This is a genomic window from Salipiger sp. PrR002, assembly GCF_010500775.1.
GTDB lineage: Bacteria > Pseudomonadota > Alphaproteobacteria > Rhodobacterales > Rhodobacteraceae > Salipiger.
In genome coordinates this window covers 208833-222276 of sequence record NZ_JAAGOU010000004.1, presented here as the reverse complement: position 1 = coordinate 222276, position 13444 = coordinate 208833, and the positions used below count along the sequence as shown (strand labels likewise).

Genomic DNA, 13444 nt, shown 5'->3' with positions numbered 1-13444 from the left:
CACTAGAATGACTGCCCGATACCGACCGCTCGTCCAGACCGCCACGCCCCGCCCCGAGGATGCCCTGCCGCTGGCGGGTGGCCCGCATTGGTTCACCCATTGCGCGCGCCATGCCCGCGGCGCGCCGGTCACGGTGATCCCCGCCGCCGAAGTGCCGCAGGACGTGCTGGCCCGGCTGACCGCCCCGCGCGAGCCGGTGGCGGGCCTGTCGATGCAGGGCTGCCGGATCATGGGCATCCTCAACGTCACGCCCGACAGTTTCTCGGACGGTGGCACCGATGGCTCGGTGGCCGAGTCCATCGCCCGTGCGCGGCAGATGCTGGACGATGGCGCCGAGATCCTCGACATCGGCGGCGAGAGCACCCGTCCCGGCGCGCCCGAGGTGCCGGTGGCTGAAGAGATCGCCCGCGTCGTGCCGGTGACCGAGGCGCTGAAGGGCGTGCCGATCTCGGTCGACACCCGCAAGGCCGCCGTCGCCCGCGCCGCTGCCGAGGCCGGGGCGACGCTGATCAACGATGTGTCGGGCCTCGTCTTCGATCCCGAGATGACCGAGTTCTGCGCCTCCGCGCGCCTGCCGGTCTGCGTCATGCATATGCGCGGCACCCCCGAGACGATGACCGCCGAGACCGACTATGAGGACGTGCTGCTCGACGTCTATGACTTCCTCGAGACGCAGATCCACGCGCTCGAACATGCCGGGCTGCCGCGCGAGAAGATCGTCGTCGATCCCGGCATCGGCTTTGCCAAGACGCTGGAGCAGAACCTTGCGCTGCTGAACGGGCTGTCGATTTTTCACGGGCTCGGCTGCGCCATCCTGCTGGGCGTTTCGCGCAAGGGCTTCATCGGCAAGCTCTCAGGCGAGGGTGACGCCGCGCAACGTTTCCCCGGATCCATCGCTGTCGCCCTTGCCGGGGCGGCACAGGGGATCCAGATCATCCGTGTGCACGACGTGCCGCAAACCCGTCAGGCGCTGACGCTCTGGCAGGCTGTCGAAGAAGGAGGCTCCAGATGAGTCGCAAACTGTTCGGAACCGACGGGGTGCGCGGCACCGCCAACATGCACCCGATGACCGCCGAAATGGCGCTGGCCATCGGCGCCGCCGCCGGGCGCTATTTCCGCCGCGAGGCGGGCGGCACGCACCGGGTGGTGATCGGCAAGGACACGCGGCTGTCGGGCTATATGTTCGAGACCGCGCTGACCGCGGGCCTTACCTCGACGGGCATGAACGTGCTGCTGCTGGGCCCCGTCCCCACCCCCGCCGTGGGGCTGCTGACGCCGTCGATGCGCGCCGATGTGGGCATCATGATCTCGGCCTCGCACAACCCGGCGCATGACAATGGCATCAAGTTCTTTGGCCCCGACGGTTTCAAACTGTCGGATGAGGCAGAGAGCGAGATCGAGGCGCTGGTGGCCTCGGGCGTCGAGCCCGCGCAGGCGGGCAATATCGGCCGCGCCAAGCGCATCGACGACGGGCGCTTCCGCTATCAGGAGCGGGTGAAGTCGAGCTTCCCGCATGGCATGCGCCTCGATGGCATGAAGGTGGTGATCGACTGCGCCAATGGGGCCGCCTATCGCGCCGCGCCCGAAGTGCTTTGGGAACTGGGCGCCGAGGTGATCCCGGTGGGCACCCATCCGAACGGGCTCAACATCAACGACCAATGCGGCTCGACCAAGCCGCAGACCGCCGCCGAGACGGTGGTGGCGCATGGCGCGGATGTGGGCATCTGCCTTGATGGCGATGCCGACCGGGTGATCCTGATCGACGAGAAGGGCACCGTGGCCGACGGCGATCAGATCATGGCGCTGATGGCGGGCCGCTGGGCCGAGGAAGACCGGCTGTCGGGCGGCACGCTGGTCGCCACGGTGATGTCGAACCTCGGGCTGGAGCGCTATCTGGATGACCGGGGGCTGACACTGGCCCGCACCAAAGTGGGCGACCGCTATGTGGTCGAGATGATGCGCGCCAAGGGCTACAACCTCGGCGGCGAGCAGTCCGGCCACATCGTGATGACCGATTACGCCACCACCGGCGACGGGCTGATGGCGGGGCTGCAGTTCCTTGCAGAGATGGTGCGCACCGGCCAGCCCGCCAGCCGCCTTGCGCGCAACTTCGAGCCGGTGCCGCAACTGCTGAAGAACGTGCGCTTCGGCGCCGGGCAGACCCCGCTGGAGGCCGCCAGCGTGCAGGGGGCCATCGCCGAGGCCGAGGCGACGCTCTCGGGCCGGGGGCGCCTGCTGATCCGCAAATCGGGCACCGAGCCGCTGATCCGGGTGATGGCCGAATGCGAGGACGAGGCGCTGCTGGCGCAGGTCGTCGACGGCATCGTCGCCGAGGTGCAGGCGGCGGCGGTCTGAGCCCCACCCCGGCGGCACCGCGCGCGGCGCTGCCGGATATGCGTATTTGGAAAGAGAAGAAGCCGGGGACGCGGTTTTGCCTGGGCGCGGTGCACCTTAAGCTGAGGCAGACGAGGGGCTTGCGGGTGCCGCTGCGGCAGAGAGGTTTGCTGCCGCTAACTCTCTTTTGCGCTTTGGCCTCTCCGTGCTAGATGAAACCGGAAGACCAATGCCGGAGGAGCAGATGGACGGTAACGGCGACTCCAGCCAGAGCGACGCGGGCCTCTTCGGCAAGCCGCTCTTCGACGATCCGCGCGCGCGACGGCTGTCGCGGGTCGGCGTGGTCGACATCGGGTCGAACTCGGTGCGGCTTGTCGTGTTTGACGGCGCGGCCCGCAGCCCGGCGTATTTCTACAACGAGAAGATCATGTGCGGGCTGGGGGCTGGCATGTCCGAGACCGGGCGGCTGAACCCCGAGGGCAAGACCCGCGCGCTGGCGGCGCTGCAACGCTTTCAGACGCTGGCGCGCGGTATGGAACTGCCGCCGCTGACCGCCGTGGCCACCGCCGCCATGCGCGACGCCGAGGATGGCCCGGCCTTCCGCGCCGAGATCGAGCAGGCCACCGGCCTCAAGATTTGGGTGATCGACGGCGACGAGGAAGCCCGGCTGTCGGCGCAGGGCGTTCTGCTGGGCTGGCCCGGCGCCGACGGGCTGGTGAGCGACATCGGCGGCTCGTCGATGGAACTGGCCGAGATCCGCGGCGGCCATATCGGCAAGCGGGCCACATCGGCGTTGGGGCCGCTCAAGTTCAAGGACCTCAATGGCGGCAAGAAGGCGCGCGAGAAATACATTACCAAAGCCATCGCCGAGCTGGCCGAGCGCATGGGCAGCGCGCCGATGCCGCTGTTTCTGGTGGGCGGCTCGTGGCGGGCCATCGCGCGCATCGACATGGAGCGCCTCGGCTATCCGCTGCATGTGCTGCACGAATATCGGATGACCCTCGAGAACGCGCGCGAGACGCTGAAGTTCATCGAAGATGCCGATCTCGACGCGCTGCGCAGCGCATGCGGCATTTCTTCCGCGCGCATGAGCCTTGTGCCCTTTGCCGCCGAAGTGCTGGCGGAGCTGCTGAAGGTCTTTGAGCCCACCGCCATCGCCATCTCGAGCTATGGCATCCGCGAGGGGCTGCTTTACGAGCAGATGCCGCAGATGCTGCGCGACCGCGACCCGCTGATCGAGGCCTGCCGCTTTTCCGAGGCCAAGGATGCGCGTCTGCCGGGCTTTGGCAAAAAGCTCTACCGGTTCGTGCTGCCGCTTTTCCCCGAGGCCAGCGAGGCCGAATTGCGCATCGTGAAGGCGGCCTGCCTGCTGCATGACGTCAGTTGGCGCGCGCATCCCGACTATCGGGCCGAGACCTGTTTTGACAATGCCACCCGCGCCAACCTTGGCGGGCTCGACCACCCCGAGCGGGTGTTCCTTGGCCTTGCGCTGCTGCACCGCTACCGCAACAAGCGCGAGGGCACCCGGTTCGAGGATTTCTATGCGTTGCTCGACAAGGAGCGCACGCAGGCCGCCGAGATCCTCGGCAAGGCCATGCGCTTCGGCTCGATGCTGTGGATGTCGGATGTCACCCGCGAGGACGGGGCGCAGTTCCTCTGGGACCCCGAGGCGCGCGAGCTGCGGCTGCAGCTGACCCGCGATGCGGCGCCGCTTTATGGCGAAGTCGCAGAGGCGCGGCTGAACTCGCTGGCCAAGGCGCTGTCGGCCAAGGCGCTGCTTTTGGAGATCGACGGCGAGGAGCCGCGGGCGCTGATCTGAACCGCTGCCGAAGACTCAGAGTTCGACCTCGCCGCCGGGGCCGGGCTCCGGCAGATCGGGGGCGTCTTCGGGCATCGCATCGGGATCGAGCTTTTCGCGGCGGCGGATCAGGATATCGCCATTGGGCAGCATCTCGGGCGACTCATAGAGCGTCCAATCCTCGACCTTGTCCGACAGTTCGGCCATGGCCGGGCCCATCTCTTCGACAAAGCTCTGCAGCGCCGGGCCCATGCGTTCGGCGAGCCGCTTGAGATCCTGCACGGCGGGGTCGATCTCGTCGCGCAGCCCGCGCAGGAACATATCGGCGCCGCGCTCCATCAGGCCACGCCCCTCTTCCGGGGTGTCCTCCTCGATCAGCGGTTCGGTGTCGGGCTGCGCCTCCTGCTGCGCCAGCACGGAAGTTGCGAGGGGCACCAGAGAGGCACCGGCGAGGCTGGCCGCGAGGGCGAGGGGAAACATGCGTCTCATGCCACGTAATATAGGGCGGCGGGCTGAGTCGGGGTAGAGAAAGCCTGTCGCTCCAGCCGGATGAGCCAGTCAGATGGCGAGATCCAGCGTGACCGGGAAGTGATCCGAGGCCGCCAGCAGCGCGCTGCAGAGGTCTGGGGCCTGCCAGCAGCGGGCGTCTTCGAACGGGTGCCAGATGCGCCAGCCCTGCGCCACCTCGCGCAGGTCCTGCGAGACCATGATGTAGTCGAGCAGCGCCTGCAGGTAGCGCTTTTCCGGCTCGATATAGAAACGCGCGGTGGTCGGCTGGGGCGTCAGCTTGCCGCGCAGCGCCTCGCTGGCGTGCGGATCGTAGAGCGCGGTCTCGCCGTCGCCGAGGATCACCTCGACCGAGCTTCGGCCAAAGACATGCTCGTATTCATCGACGCCGGGACCGTCGTTGAGATCGCCAAGAACCACCACGCTCTCGCCATCCTGCAAGAGCGCATCGACCCGGCGGCGCAGCCAGATCGCCTGCGCCAGTTGCTTGCGGCGGTTGGCGATGGCGAGGCGTCTGACCTCGGCCGCGCCCTGCGCGCCATGCGGGGCCTTGGATTTCAGATGCGCCCCGAGAAGGCGGAGGCTGCGCCCGCCCGCCATGGTCAGTTCGACCTCCAGCGGCGGTTTGGAGAAAATCACCGCCTCTTCGCCGTCGCCGATCCCGAGGTCGATCTGCGCCGTGCCGTTGAAGCGCGGTGCGTCTGCGCTGTGCCCGGGGACATGGCGCGCGGTCAGCACATCCGGGTCATAAAGCAGCGCGATCTCTTGCTGCGTGTCGTTGACGAAGCCCACCAGAACCTCGCGGGCGCGCAGATCGAAGGCCTCGGCGAAACTGTGCAGCGCGCGCCGCGTGTCGCGGCGAATGCCGGTGTCGGGCGCTTCGATGATCATCACCGCGTCGGCATCCATCGCGGTGAACACCATCCCCAGCGCCTCGGCCTGCTGCGCGCGGGTGACATCGCGCCGCCCCGACCAATGGTCGTCGATCAGAAGCTCGCCCCGCTTGCTGAAGAGGTCGTCGAACCACTCCACATTGTAGGTGGCGAGCCGCATCGGATCAGACCTGTTCGCGGGCCGAGATCTCTTCCCAAGCACGGTTGATGTCGATCAGGCGCTTTTCCGAAAGCTTGATCGCCTCTTCGGGCAGGCCGCGGGCGCACATCACATCGGGGTGGCTCTCGCGGACCAGCTTGCGCCATTGCTTGCGAATCTCGGCGATGGGCATGTCGGGGCTGACCCCGAGCACGGTAAAGGGGTCCGGGACGGCATCGGGCACAAAGCGTGCCCGCAGCGCCCGGAAGGCATTGTCGGAAATGCCAAAAATCTCGGCAACCCGTTCGAGGAAGGCGTTCTCGGCGGTGTGGTAGTCGCCATCGGCCAGCGCGATGTAGAACAGCCCTTCCATCAGATCCGACAGTTGCTCCGCGTTGCTGTCGAACATGCGGCGGATGCGGCGGGCATATTCCTCAAAACCCGCGACGTCCTGCCGCGCGAGGTTGAACACACGTGCCGCCGCCGCCTCATCCTCGGGGGCGATGGTAAAGATCTCGCGGAAGGCGGCGACCTCATTGCGTGTGACCTGCCCGTCGGCCTTGGCCATCTTTGCCGACAGCGCGATGACCGCGATGGTGAAGGCGACGCTGCGTTCGGGCGGCTGGCGAAGTTTCTCGAAGACAGCGGTAAGCCCCTCACCCTTGGCAAGGGCGGCGAGAGCTTCGGAGATGCGCGACCAAATCGACATTCCCGCAGTTTACGCGGCAACGCGGCAACTGTCAGTGCGACAATGAGAAGTCGGCTAAATTTTCTGTCAGGACCGGGTGAGGCCGGGCCTCACCGAAAGCGGTCACAGGAATTTCTGCATCAGCACCAGATCCATCCAGCGACCGAACTTGAAACCCACTTCCGGCAGCCGGGCGACCTCGCGAAAGCCCAGCGCCGCATGGAAGGCCACGCCCGCGCCGTTCTCGCCCGAGACCCCGGCAATCAGCGAATGCACCCCCTGCCCGCGCGCCTCTTCCATCAGGGCGGTCATCAGCGCCCGTCCCACGCCGCGCCCGCGCGCCGCCGGGCCGAGGATCACCGTGTGCTCCTTGGTTTGGGCATAGCCCGGCCCGCCGCGAAACGGAAAGAAGGTTGCAAAGCCCAGCACCAGCCCGTCTTCCTCGGCCACGAGGAAGGCCGGACCGCGCGCCGCGATGTCGGCCTGCAGACCCTCGGGCGTTTTGCGCAGGTTGGTAAAGGTAGCGGCGCTGTCGTCGATGATCGGGTTCCAGATCGCCGTGATGGCGGCGGCGTCCTCACTGTTGGCGGTACGAATGATCATTGCAGCACCCGCGAGCCCGAGACGGTGACGAAATTGCCGCGCAGGGCGGGCTTGGCCTCGACTTCAAACTCGGCCAGCGGCACGTTCAGATGCGGTGCGAGCAGCGCCTGCAACTCGTCGGCCTGCGGATGCGCCACGGTCAGCCGGTCGAGCCGGATGCCCGCCCCCGCAAGCGACACGCCCGGCGGCACCGGGCTGACCCATTCGATCAGCGCCGGGAACATGCCGTCAAAGGGCAGCTGCCCGTCGCGCGGCACCGAGATCTTCCAGCTGAGCGCGCCGCGGGTGACTGCCACGGCCTCCCCTGCCATGGGAAGCACCTTCAGCGCCGCATCCAGATCCGGCACCCGGCACACCCATTTGTCGAGCCGCGCGGGCCCTGCGAACCCATCGAGCCCGAACCAGCGCGGACGCCCGGGATCGGGCGCTGAAGGATCGACGGCGATGGCCTCGAGATATAGGTCGTTTTCCAGCCCGAGCAGGAAGTTATGCGTGCCGAAATCGGGATGCGCCCCGCCCGGCGAAAGCGGCAGTCCCAAGGCGCTTTCGGCATGGCTCACAGCCTCTGCCAGCGTCTCCCCAAGCACCGCCACATGATCAAGCTCGAGCATCGTCCCTCCGGCCCTGTTGCACCCGCACCACGTTAGCCGTGGCGAAGGGGGGTGCAATCGGGAAATGGACACGCGGGCACAAGAAAATGTCGCGCAGCGCTGGTCCGATGCGGCGGCAGCACATAGTCTGCCCGGCAAAGGCGGCGGGCAAAAGACCCGGCCGCCACGAGGCAAGGAGAACGCCCATGAAAATCCGCACCCTGACCGTGATGCTGATCGCCACCCTCGGCCTTGCCGCCTGCGGCGTGCCCTTCGTGCCGCTGATCTGAGCCAGCGGCACGATCCGGGGCGTGCGGCTTACTCCGCGGCGCGCGGCGTGCCGATGAGGCCAAGGATCTCTTTGGCGGCAGCCGGGATATTGGTGCCCGGCCCAAAGATCGCCTTGACCCCGGCCTTGTAGAGGAACTCGTAATCCTGATGCGGGATCACCCCGCCGCAGATCACGATGATATCCCCTGCGCCCTGCGCCTTCAGTTCCTCGACCAGTTGCGGCGCGAGCGTCTTGTGCCCGGCGGCCTGCGACGAGATACCGACGATATGCACGTCGTTGTCGATGGCGTCCTGCGCCGCTTCGGCGGGCGTCTGGAACAGCGGGCCGACGTCCACGTCAAAGCCGATGTCGGCAAAGGCGGTGGCGATGACCTTGGCGCCGCGGTCGTGACCGTCTTGCCCCATCTTGACCACCAGCATCCGCGGACGGCGGCCTTCGGCCTCGGCGAAGCTCTCGACGTCCTTTTGGATCTGGGCAAAGCCCTCGTCGCCTTCATAGGCGGCGCCATAGACACCGGCGAGGGTTTTCACCTCGGCGCGATGGCGCCCGAATTCCTTTTCCATGGCCATGGAAATCTCTCCGACAGAGGCCCGAGCACGGGCGGCTTCGACCGCGGCTTCCAGCAGGTTGCCGCCCTCTTGCGCACGGCGGGTGAGTTCGGCCAGCGCCGCGTCACAGGCCGCTTGATCCCGGCTCGACCGCACCTTTTCCAGCCGCGCGATCTGGCTCTCGCGGACTTTGGCGTTGTCGATATCGAGGATATCGATCGGGTCTTCCTTGTCCTTGCGGTATTTGTTGACGCCGACGATCACCTCTTCGCCGCGGTCGATCTGCGCCTGACGGCGCGCCGCGGTCTCTTCGATCCGCAGCTTGGGCATGCCCGAGGCGACGGCTTTGGTCATGCCGCCCATCTCTTCGACCTCTTCGATCAGCGCCCACGCCTTCTCGATCAGCTCGTTGGTGAGGCTTTCCACGTAGTAAGATCCCGCCAGCGGGTCGACCACATTGGTCACCCCGGTCTCTTCCTGCAGGATGAGCTGGGTGTTGCGCGCGATCCGGGCCGAAAACTCGGTGGGCAGCGCAATTGCCTCGTCAAGCGCGTTGGTGTGCAACGACTGGGTGCCACCAAGCACCGCGCTCATCGCCTCATAGGCGGTGCGGATGACGTTGTTGTAGGGGTCCTGCTCCTGCAGGCTCACACCCGAGGTCTGGCAGTGGGTGCGCAGCATCTTCGAGCGTTCGGACTTGGCGCCGAACTCGGTCATGATGCGATGCCAGAGCGTGCGCGCCGCGCGCAGCTTGGCCGCCTCCATGAAGAAGTTCATGCCGATGGCAAAGAAGAACGACAGCCGCCCGGCGAATTTGTCGACATCCATGCCCGCCTCGATCGCCGCACGCACGTATTCGCGCCCGTCGGCCAGCGTGTAGGCCAGCTCCTGCACGAGGTTCGCCCCGGCCTCCTGCATGTGGTAGCCGGAGATCGAGATCGAGTTGAATTTCGGCATCTCGTTGGAGGTGTATTCGATGATGTCCGAGATGATCCGCATCGAAGGCTCGGGCGGGTAGATGTAGGTGTTGCGGACCATGAACTCCTTGAGGATGTCGTTCTGAATGGTCCCCGAAAGCACCGCGCGATCATGCCCCTGCTCTTCGCCCACGACGATGAAGCTGGCGAGGATCGGGATCACCGCGCCGTTCATCGTCATCGACACGGAGATCTTGTCGAGCGGAATACCGTCGAAGAGGATCTTCATGTCCTCGACGCTGTCGATCGCGACGCCCGCCTTGCCGACGTCGCCGACGACGCGCTCGTGGTCGCTGTCATAGCCGCGGTGGGTGGCCAGATCGAAGGCCACCGAAACGCCCTGCTGGCCCGCCGCCAGCGCCTTACGGTAGAAGGCGTTGGAGTCCTCGGCGGTGGAGAACCCGGCATACTGCCGGATGGTCCACGGACGGCCCGCGTACATCGTCGCCTTCACCCCGCGGGTGAAGGGCCCAAAGCCCGGCAGCGTGCCCATATGCGGCAGATCCGCCGTGTCCTCGGCGGTATAGAGCGGCTGCACGTCGATCCCCTCGAGCGTGTGCCACGTCAGGTCATCGAGCGGGCGCCCCCGCAGTTCCTTCTCCGCGAGCTGGCGCCAGTCGTCCTTCTTGGCCGTCATCCTCTCGTCCTCTCTCCTAGCAGCCTGCAGGCGGGCGGTCCCGACCTGCACGGCATCCTCCATTCGTGATCATCCGGCAGCGCCGAGACGCCAATTGGCGCAGGCCGTGCCTAAATTTTTTGTCAGCCCGCGCGGCAAGCCCTGTGCAGCCGCCAGAGCTTTGCCTATATTTTGAAGTATGAACCGACGTATCGCCCTCGCCCTGCTTGGATTTCTAACCCTCGCCGCGGGATTCGGGGCGGCACAGGGCGCCGAGACACCCAGCATCGACGAGCCGATCCGCCCGGCGGGCGAGTCGACGCTCGACGAGTTTCTCTGGCTTAAGCGCCCGCTTCTGGTCTTTGCCGACAACCCGAGCGATCCGCGATACGTGCAGCAGATCCAACTGATCACCGAGCGCCTCGACGCGCTGACCGAGCGCGATGTCGTGGTGATCACCGATACCGACCCCGCCGCGCGCAGCCCGATCCGCCGGGCGATGCGCCCACGCGGTTTCATGATCATGCTGCTGGCCAAGGACGGCTCGGTCATCCTGCGCAAACCCAGCCCGTGGGACGTGCGCGAGATCACCCGCTCCATCGACAAGCAACCGCTGCGCCAGCAAGAGGTGCGCGACCGCCGCGACGCGCTGCGGCAGTAGCGGGAGCCGAGGCCCCCGCCTTGGAGCCTTATGCGCGGCGCGCGGACCATGGGGTCATTCGAACTCCATGATCACGTCGTCCACCGCCAGACTGTCGCCCGGCCCAGCGTTGACCTTCTTGACGGTGCCCTTGCGCTCGGCGCGCAGGATGTTCTCCATCTTCATTGCCTCGACGGTGCAGAGCGCCTGACCTTCCTGAACCTCGTCGCCTTCGGCCACGTTCACCTTCACGATGAGACCCGGCATCGGGCAGAGCAGCATCTTCGAGGTGTCGGGCGGCAGTTTTTCGGGCATCAGGCGCGCAAGTTCGGCCTGCCGCGGGGTGCGCACATTGACCTTCAGATCGGCGCCGCGGCTGCGGATGTGGAACCCGCCGGGGATTTTGCCGACCTTCAGCACCAGCGGCTTGCCGTCCACCTGCATGTGCGCCAGCGCCTGCCCCGGGGTCCATGTGCCGCTGACCCGCAGCGTCGCGCCGTCGGCAAACTCGACCGAGGTGCCGTCCTTGTCGGCGCTGAGCACCAGATCAAAGCTTTCGCCCTGCAGCGTGACGTTCCAGTGATCGCCCACCTTGCGCTCGTGGTTGTCGAGCGTGCCGGAGATACGGGTGCGCCGGATTTCGGCCACCCGGTTCATCGCGGCGCAGGCGGCGGCCACGTCGCGCAGCGCGGGCTCGGCCAGCGTCACCCCTTCGAAGCCGTCGGGATATTCCTCGGCGATGAAGGCGGTGGTGATATTGCCCGAGATAAAACGCTCGTGGTCCATGACGGCGGCCAGGAACGGCAGGTTGTGCCCGATGCCCTCGACCTCGAAACTGTCGAGCGCGTTGCGCATGACCTCGATCGCCTGCTCGCGAGTCGGCGCCCATGTGCAGAGCTTGGCGATCATCGGGTCGTAATACATCGAGATCTCGCCGCCCTCGTAGACGCCGGTGTCGTTGCGCACGATGCCGCCATGCAGCTCGCCCTCGGCGGGCGGACGGTAGCGGGTGAGGCGCCCAATCGAGGGCAGGAAGCCGCGATAGGGATCCTCGGCATAAAGGCGGTTCTCGATCGCCCAGCCGTCGATCTTCACGTCATCTTGGGTGATCGACAGCGGCTCGCCATTGGCGACGCGGATCATCTGCTCGACCAGATCGACGCCGGTGATCAGTTCGGTCACCGGGTGTTCCACCTGCAGGCGGGTGTTCATCTCGAGGAAGTAGAAGTTCTTTTCGCCATCGACGATGAATTCCACCGTGCCGGCGCTGGTGTAGCCCACCGCCTTGGCCAGAGCGACCGCCTGCTCGCCCATCGCCTTGCGGGTCTCGGGATCGAGGAAAGGGCTCGGCGCCTCTTCGACGACCTTCTGGTTGCGCCGCTGGATCGAGCATTCACGCTCGTTGAGATAGATGCCGCCCCCATGCGCGTCGCAGAGCACCTGAATTTCGATGTGGCGCGGCTGGGTGACGAATTTCTCGATAAAGATCCGGTCGTCGCCGAAGGAGCTTGCGGCCTCGTTCTTGGACGACTGGAAGCCCTCGCGCGCCTCCTCGTCGGTCCATGCGATGCGCATGCCCTTGCCGCCGCCGCCAGCCGAGGCCTTGATCATCACCGGGTAGCCGATCTCGCCCGAGATCTTCACCGCCTCGTCGGCATCCTCGATCAGCCCCATATAGCCGGGCACGGTCGAGACACCGGCCTCTTGGGCGATCTTCTTCGAGGTGATCTTGTCGCCCATGGCTTCGATCGCGCCCTTGGGCGGGCCGATGAAGGCAACGCCAGCGGCTTCGAGCGCCTCGGCGAACTTGGGGTTTTCCGACAGGAAGCCATAGCCCGGATGCACCGCCTGCGCGCCGGTCTGCTGGATCGCGCCCATGATCTTGTCGATCACGATGTAGGACTGGTTGGCCTGCGGCGGGCCGATGTGCACCGCCTCATCCGCCATTTCCACGTGCAGCGCGTGTTTGTCGGCGTCCGAATAGACCGCCACGGTCTGGATGCCCATCTTGCGCGCGGTCTTGATGACCCGGCAGGCGATCTCACCGCGGTTGGCGATCAGGATCTTGTCGAACATGTCTCTCCCTTTCGTAGCGTTTTTTGGCGCGTTTTTTGGCCGCAGGCCCGGGGCGCGGCTGACAGAGTATCGGGGGTGTTGGCGGGGATGTTGGCTGGCGTCGAAACGGGCGACGGCGCAGCAAAAAGGCCACCGGAGCGAGATGCTCCGGCGGCCTTGGAAATCGTTACTGACAGCGCGCGGCGAAGCTCGCCGCGGCGCTGCGCGTGATTAGTTGCAGTACTGCGGGGTGACGTCGTCGCAGACCACGCCTGCGGTCGCGCCGACAGCAGCACCGATGGTGCCGTCACCACCCGTGGCGCGGTCGACGAGGTAGCCCGCGCCAGCGCCGATGCCTGCGCGCGGAAGGTCCGAGTTCTCACAGGCTGCGACACCAAAAACCCCGAGGACTGCGACGATGCGAATAACGTTTTGCATGTGGGAAACTCCCTGTGTTCCGTAAGTTGAAGTCGCTCCTCAACGCCACGGAATTGGTGAAGGTTCCATACATCTTTTGCTTTTGTCCCGGCGTGGGCGCCCGCCCGCCGATCCGGGTGGGCGGCGCTGCGCAAGCCTGCCGATCGGCCCCTGCGTTGACGCGACGACAGGCTGGCAGCCGCGCGCAAATCTGCTCTGCGCTTGGCAAAACCAAACGCCGATGCGCCATGCTCTGAACGAAAAGAAGCGGGCGTGCGGTCAGGGGATGAGCCGCAGCGCCCGCGAGGGGAAGGGTAACGGTGAGCAACGAGCGCAGCGGAACGCCG

At 66.4% G+C, this 13444-nt stretch carries 13 protein-coding genes; 5 read left to right on the top strand and 8 right to left on the bottom strand.

From position 1 onward, the window contains the following. Positions 1 to 7: 7 nt before the first annotated feature. The 3 genes from folP to G0A00_RS06395 all read left to right on the top strand — a co-directional run bounded on the left by folP (position 8) and on the right by G0A00_RS06395 (position 4153). Positions 8 to 1012 carry a dihydropteroate synthase gene (gene folP / locus G0A00_RS06405; protein WP_164179473.1) on the top strand — a complete coding sequence of 335 codons (1005 nt, stop codon included), beginning with the start codon at positions 8 to 10 and terminating at the stop codon, positions 1010 to 1012. Beyond that, positions 1009 to 2355 (top strand): phosphoglucosamine mutase, encoded by a 1347-nt coding sequence (glmM, locus tag G0A00_RS06400; protein WP_164179471.1) that lies wholly within the window; start codon positions 1009 to 1011, stop codon positions 2353 to 2355. The genes folP and glmM overlap by 4 nt, the downstream gene beginning before the upstream one ends. 223 nt (positions 2356 to 2578) lie before the next feature. Continuing rightward, on the top strand, positions 2579 to 4153 hold the full coding sequence (locus tag G0A00_RS06395) for a Ppx/GppA family phosphatase (RefSeq protein WP_164179470.1): 1575 nt from the start codon (positions 2579 to 2581) through the stop codon (positions 4151 to 4153). A 15-nt stretch (positions 4154 to 4168) separates the two neighbouring features. On the opposite strand, the gene G0A00_RS06390 is transcribed toward G0A00_RS06395, so the two are convergent. The 5 genes from G0A00_RS06390 to G0A00_RS06370 form a co-directional block, all read right to left on the bottom strand. Further along, positions 4169 to 4612, bottom strand: a complete 444-nt coding sequence (locus G0A00_RS06390; protein WP_368667669.1) for a hypothetical protein — start codon at positions 4610 to 4612, stop codon at positions 4169 to 4171. A 78-nt stretch (positions 4613 to 4690) separates the two neighbouring features. Beyond that, entirely contained in the window at positions 4691 to 5692 is a 1002-nt protein-coding gene (locus G0A00_RS06385; protein WP_164179466.1) for an endonuclease/exonuclease/phosphatase family protein, read from the bottom strand. Between the two features lie 4 nt (positions 5693 to 5696). Then, positions 5697 to 6380 carry a molecular chaperone DjiA gene (locus G0A00_RS06380; RefSeq protein ID WP_164179464.1) on the bottom strand — a complete coding sequence of 228 codons (684 nt, stop codon included), beginning with the start codon at positions 6378 to 6380 and terminating at the stop codon, positions 5697 to 5699. Between the two features lie 102 nt (positions 6381 to 6482). Further along, positions 6483 to 6962, bottom strand: coding sequence for a GNAT family N-acetyltransferase (locus G0A00_RS06375; RefSeq protein WP_164179462.1), 480 nt, complete (start codon positions 6960 to 6962; stop codon positions 6483 to 6485). Next, positions 6959 to 7573, bottom strand: coding sequence for a VOC family protein (locus G0A00_RS06370; RefSeq protein ID WP_164179460.1), 615 nt, complete (start codon positions 7571 to 7573; stop codon positions 6959 to 6961). Before G0A00_RS06370 ends, G0A00_RS06375 begins: the two co-directional genes overlap by 4 nt. 86 nt (positions 7574 to 7659) lie before the next feature. Here G0A00_RS06370 and G0A00_RS06365 point away from each other — a divergent pair, with 86 nt between their 5' ends. After that, on the top strand, positions 7660 to 7842 hold the full coding sequence (locus G0A00_RS06365) for a hypothetical protein (RefSeq protein ID WP_164179458.1): 183 nt from the start codon (positions 7660 to 7662) through the stop codon (positions 7840 to 7842). Positions 7843 to 7870: 28 nt separating this feature from the next. Here G0A00_RS06365 and scpA read toward each other — a convergent pair whose 3' ends face one another. Further along, positions 7871 to 10006: a methylmalonyl-CoA mutase gene (scpA, locus tag G0A00_RS06360; RefSeq protein ID WP_164179456.1), complete on the bottom strand. Its 2136-nt coding sequence runs from the start codon at positions 10004 to 10006 to the stop codon at positions 7871 to 7873. Between the two features lie 178 nt (positions 10007 to 10184). On the opposite strand from scpA, the gene G0A00_RS06355 reads away from it, so the two are divergent. Continuing rightward, positions 10185 to 10646 (top strand): DUF4174 domain-containing protein, encoded by a 462-nt coding sequence (locus G0A00_RS06355; protein WP_164179454.1) that lies wholly within the window; start codon positions 10185 to 10187, stop codon positions 10644 to 10646. A 54-nt stretch (positions 10647 to 10700) separates the two neighbouring features. On the opposite strand, the gene G0A00_RS06350 is transcribed toward G0A00_RS06355, so the two are convergent. Both G0A00_RS06350 and G0A00_RS06345 read right to left on the bottom strand, forming a co-directional pair. Next, complete coding sequence (locus G0A00_RS06350) at positions 10701 to 12701, bottom strand: acetyl/propionyl/methylcrotonyl-CoA carboxylase subunit alpha (RefSeq protein ID WP_164179452.1); 2001 nt, start codon at positions 12699 to 12701, stop codon at positions 10701 to 10703. 210 nt (positions 12702 to 12911) lie between these two features. After that, complete coding sequence (locus G0A00_RS06345) at positions 12912 to 13118, bottom strand: hypothetical protein (protein ID WP_066108546.1); 207 nt, start codon at positions 13116 to 13118, stop codon at positions 12912 to 12914. Positions 13119 to 13444: the final 326 nt, after the last annotated feature.

Coding starts and splice junctions, on each gene's coding strand:
- folP (WP_164179473.1), top strand. CDS start 8: ATGACTGCCCGATACCGACCGCTCGTCCAGACCGCCACGCCCCGCCCC.
- glmM (WP_164179471.1), top strand. CDS start 1,009: ATGAGTCGCAAACTGTTCGGAACCGACGGGGTGCGCGGCACCGCCAAC.
- G0A00_RS06395 (WP_164179470.1), top strand. CDS start 2,579: ATGGACGGTAACGGCGACTCCAGCCAGAGCGACGCGGGCCTCTTCGGC.
- G0A00_RS06390 (WP_368667669.1), bottom strand. CDS start 4,612: ATGTTTCCCCTCGCCCTCGCGGCCAGCCTCGCCGGTGCCTCTCTGGTG.
- G0A00_RS06385 (WP_164179466.1), bottom strand. CDS start 5,692: ATGCGGCTCGCCACCTACAATGTGGAGTGGTTCGACGACCTCTTCAGC.
- G0A00_RS06380 (WP_164179464.1), bottom strand. CDS start 6,380: ATGTCGATTTGGTCGCGCATCTCCGAAGCTCTCGCCGCCCTTGCCAAG.
- G0A00_RS06375 (WP_164179462.1), bottom strand. CDS start 6,962: ATGATCATTCGTACCGCCAACAGTGAGGACGCCGCCGCCATCACGGCG.
- G0A00_RS06370 (WP_164179460.1), bottom strand. CDS start 7,573: ATGCTCGAGCTTGATCATGTGGCGGTGCTTGGGGAGACGCTGGCAGAG.
- G0A00_RS06365 (WP_164179458.1), top strand. CDS start 7,660: ATGTCGCGCAGCGCTGGTCCGATGCGGCGGCAGCACATAGTCTGCCCG.
- scpA (WP_164179456.1), bottom strand. CDS start 10,006: ATGACGGCCAAGAAGGACGACTGGCGCCAGCTCGCGGAGAAGGAACTG.
- G0A00_RS06355 (WP_164179454.1), top strand. CDS start 10,185: ATGAACCGACGTATCGCCCTCGCCCTGCTTGGATTTCTAACCCTCGCC.
- G0A00_RS06350 (WP_164179452.1), bottom strand. CDS start 12,701: ATGTTCGACAAGATCCTGATCGCCAACCGCGGTGAGATCGCCTGCCGG.
- G0A00_RS06345 (WP_066108546.1), bottom strand. CDS start 13,118: ATGCAAAACGTTATTCGCATCGTCGCAGTCCTCGGGGTTTTTGGTGTC.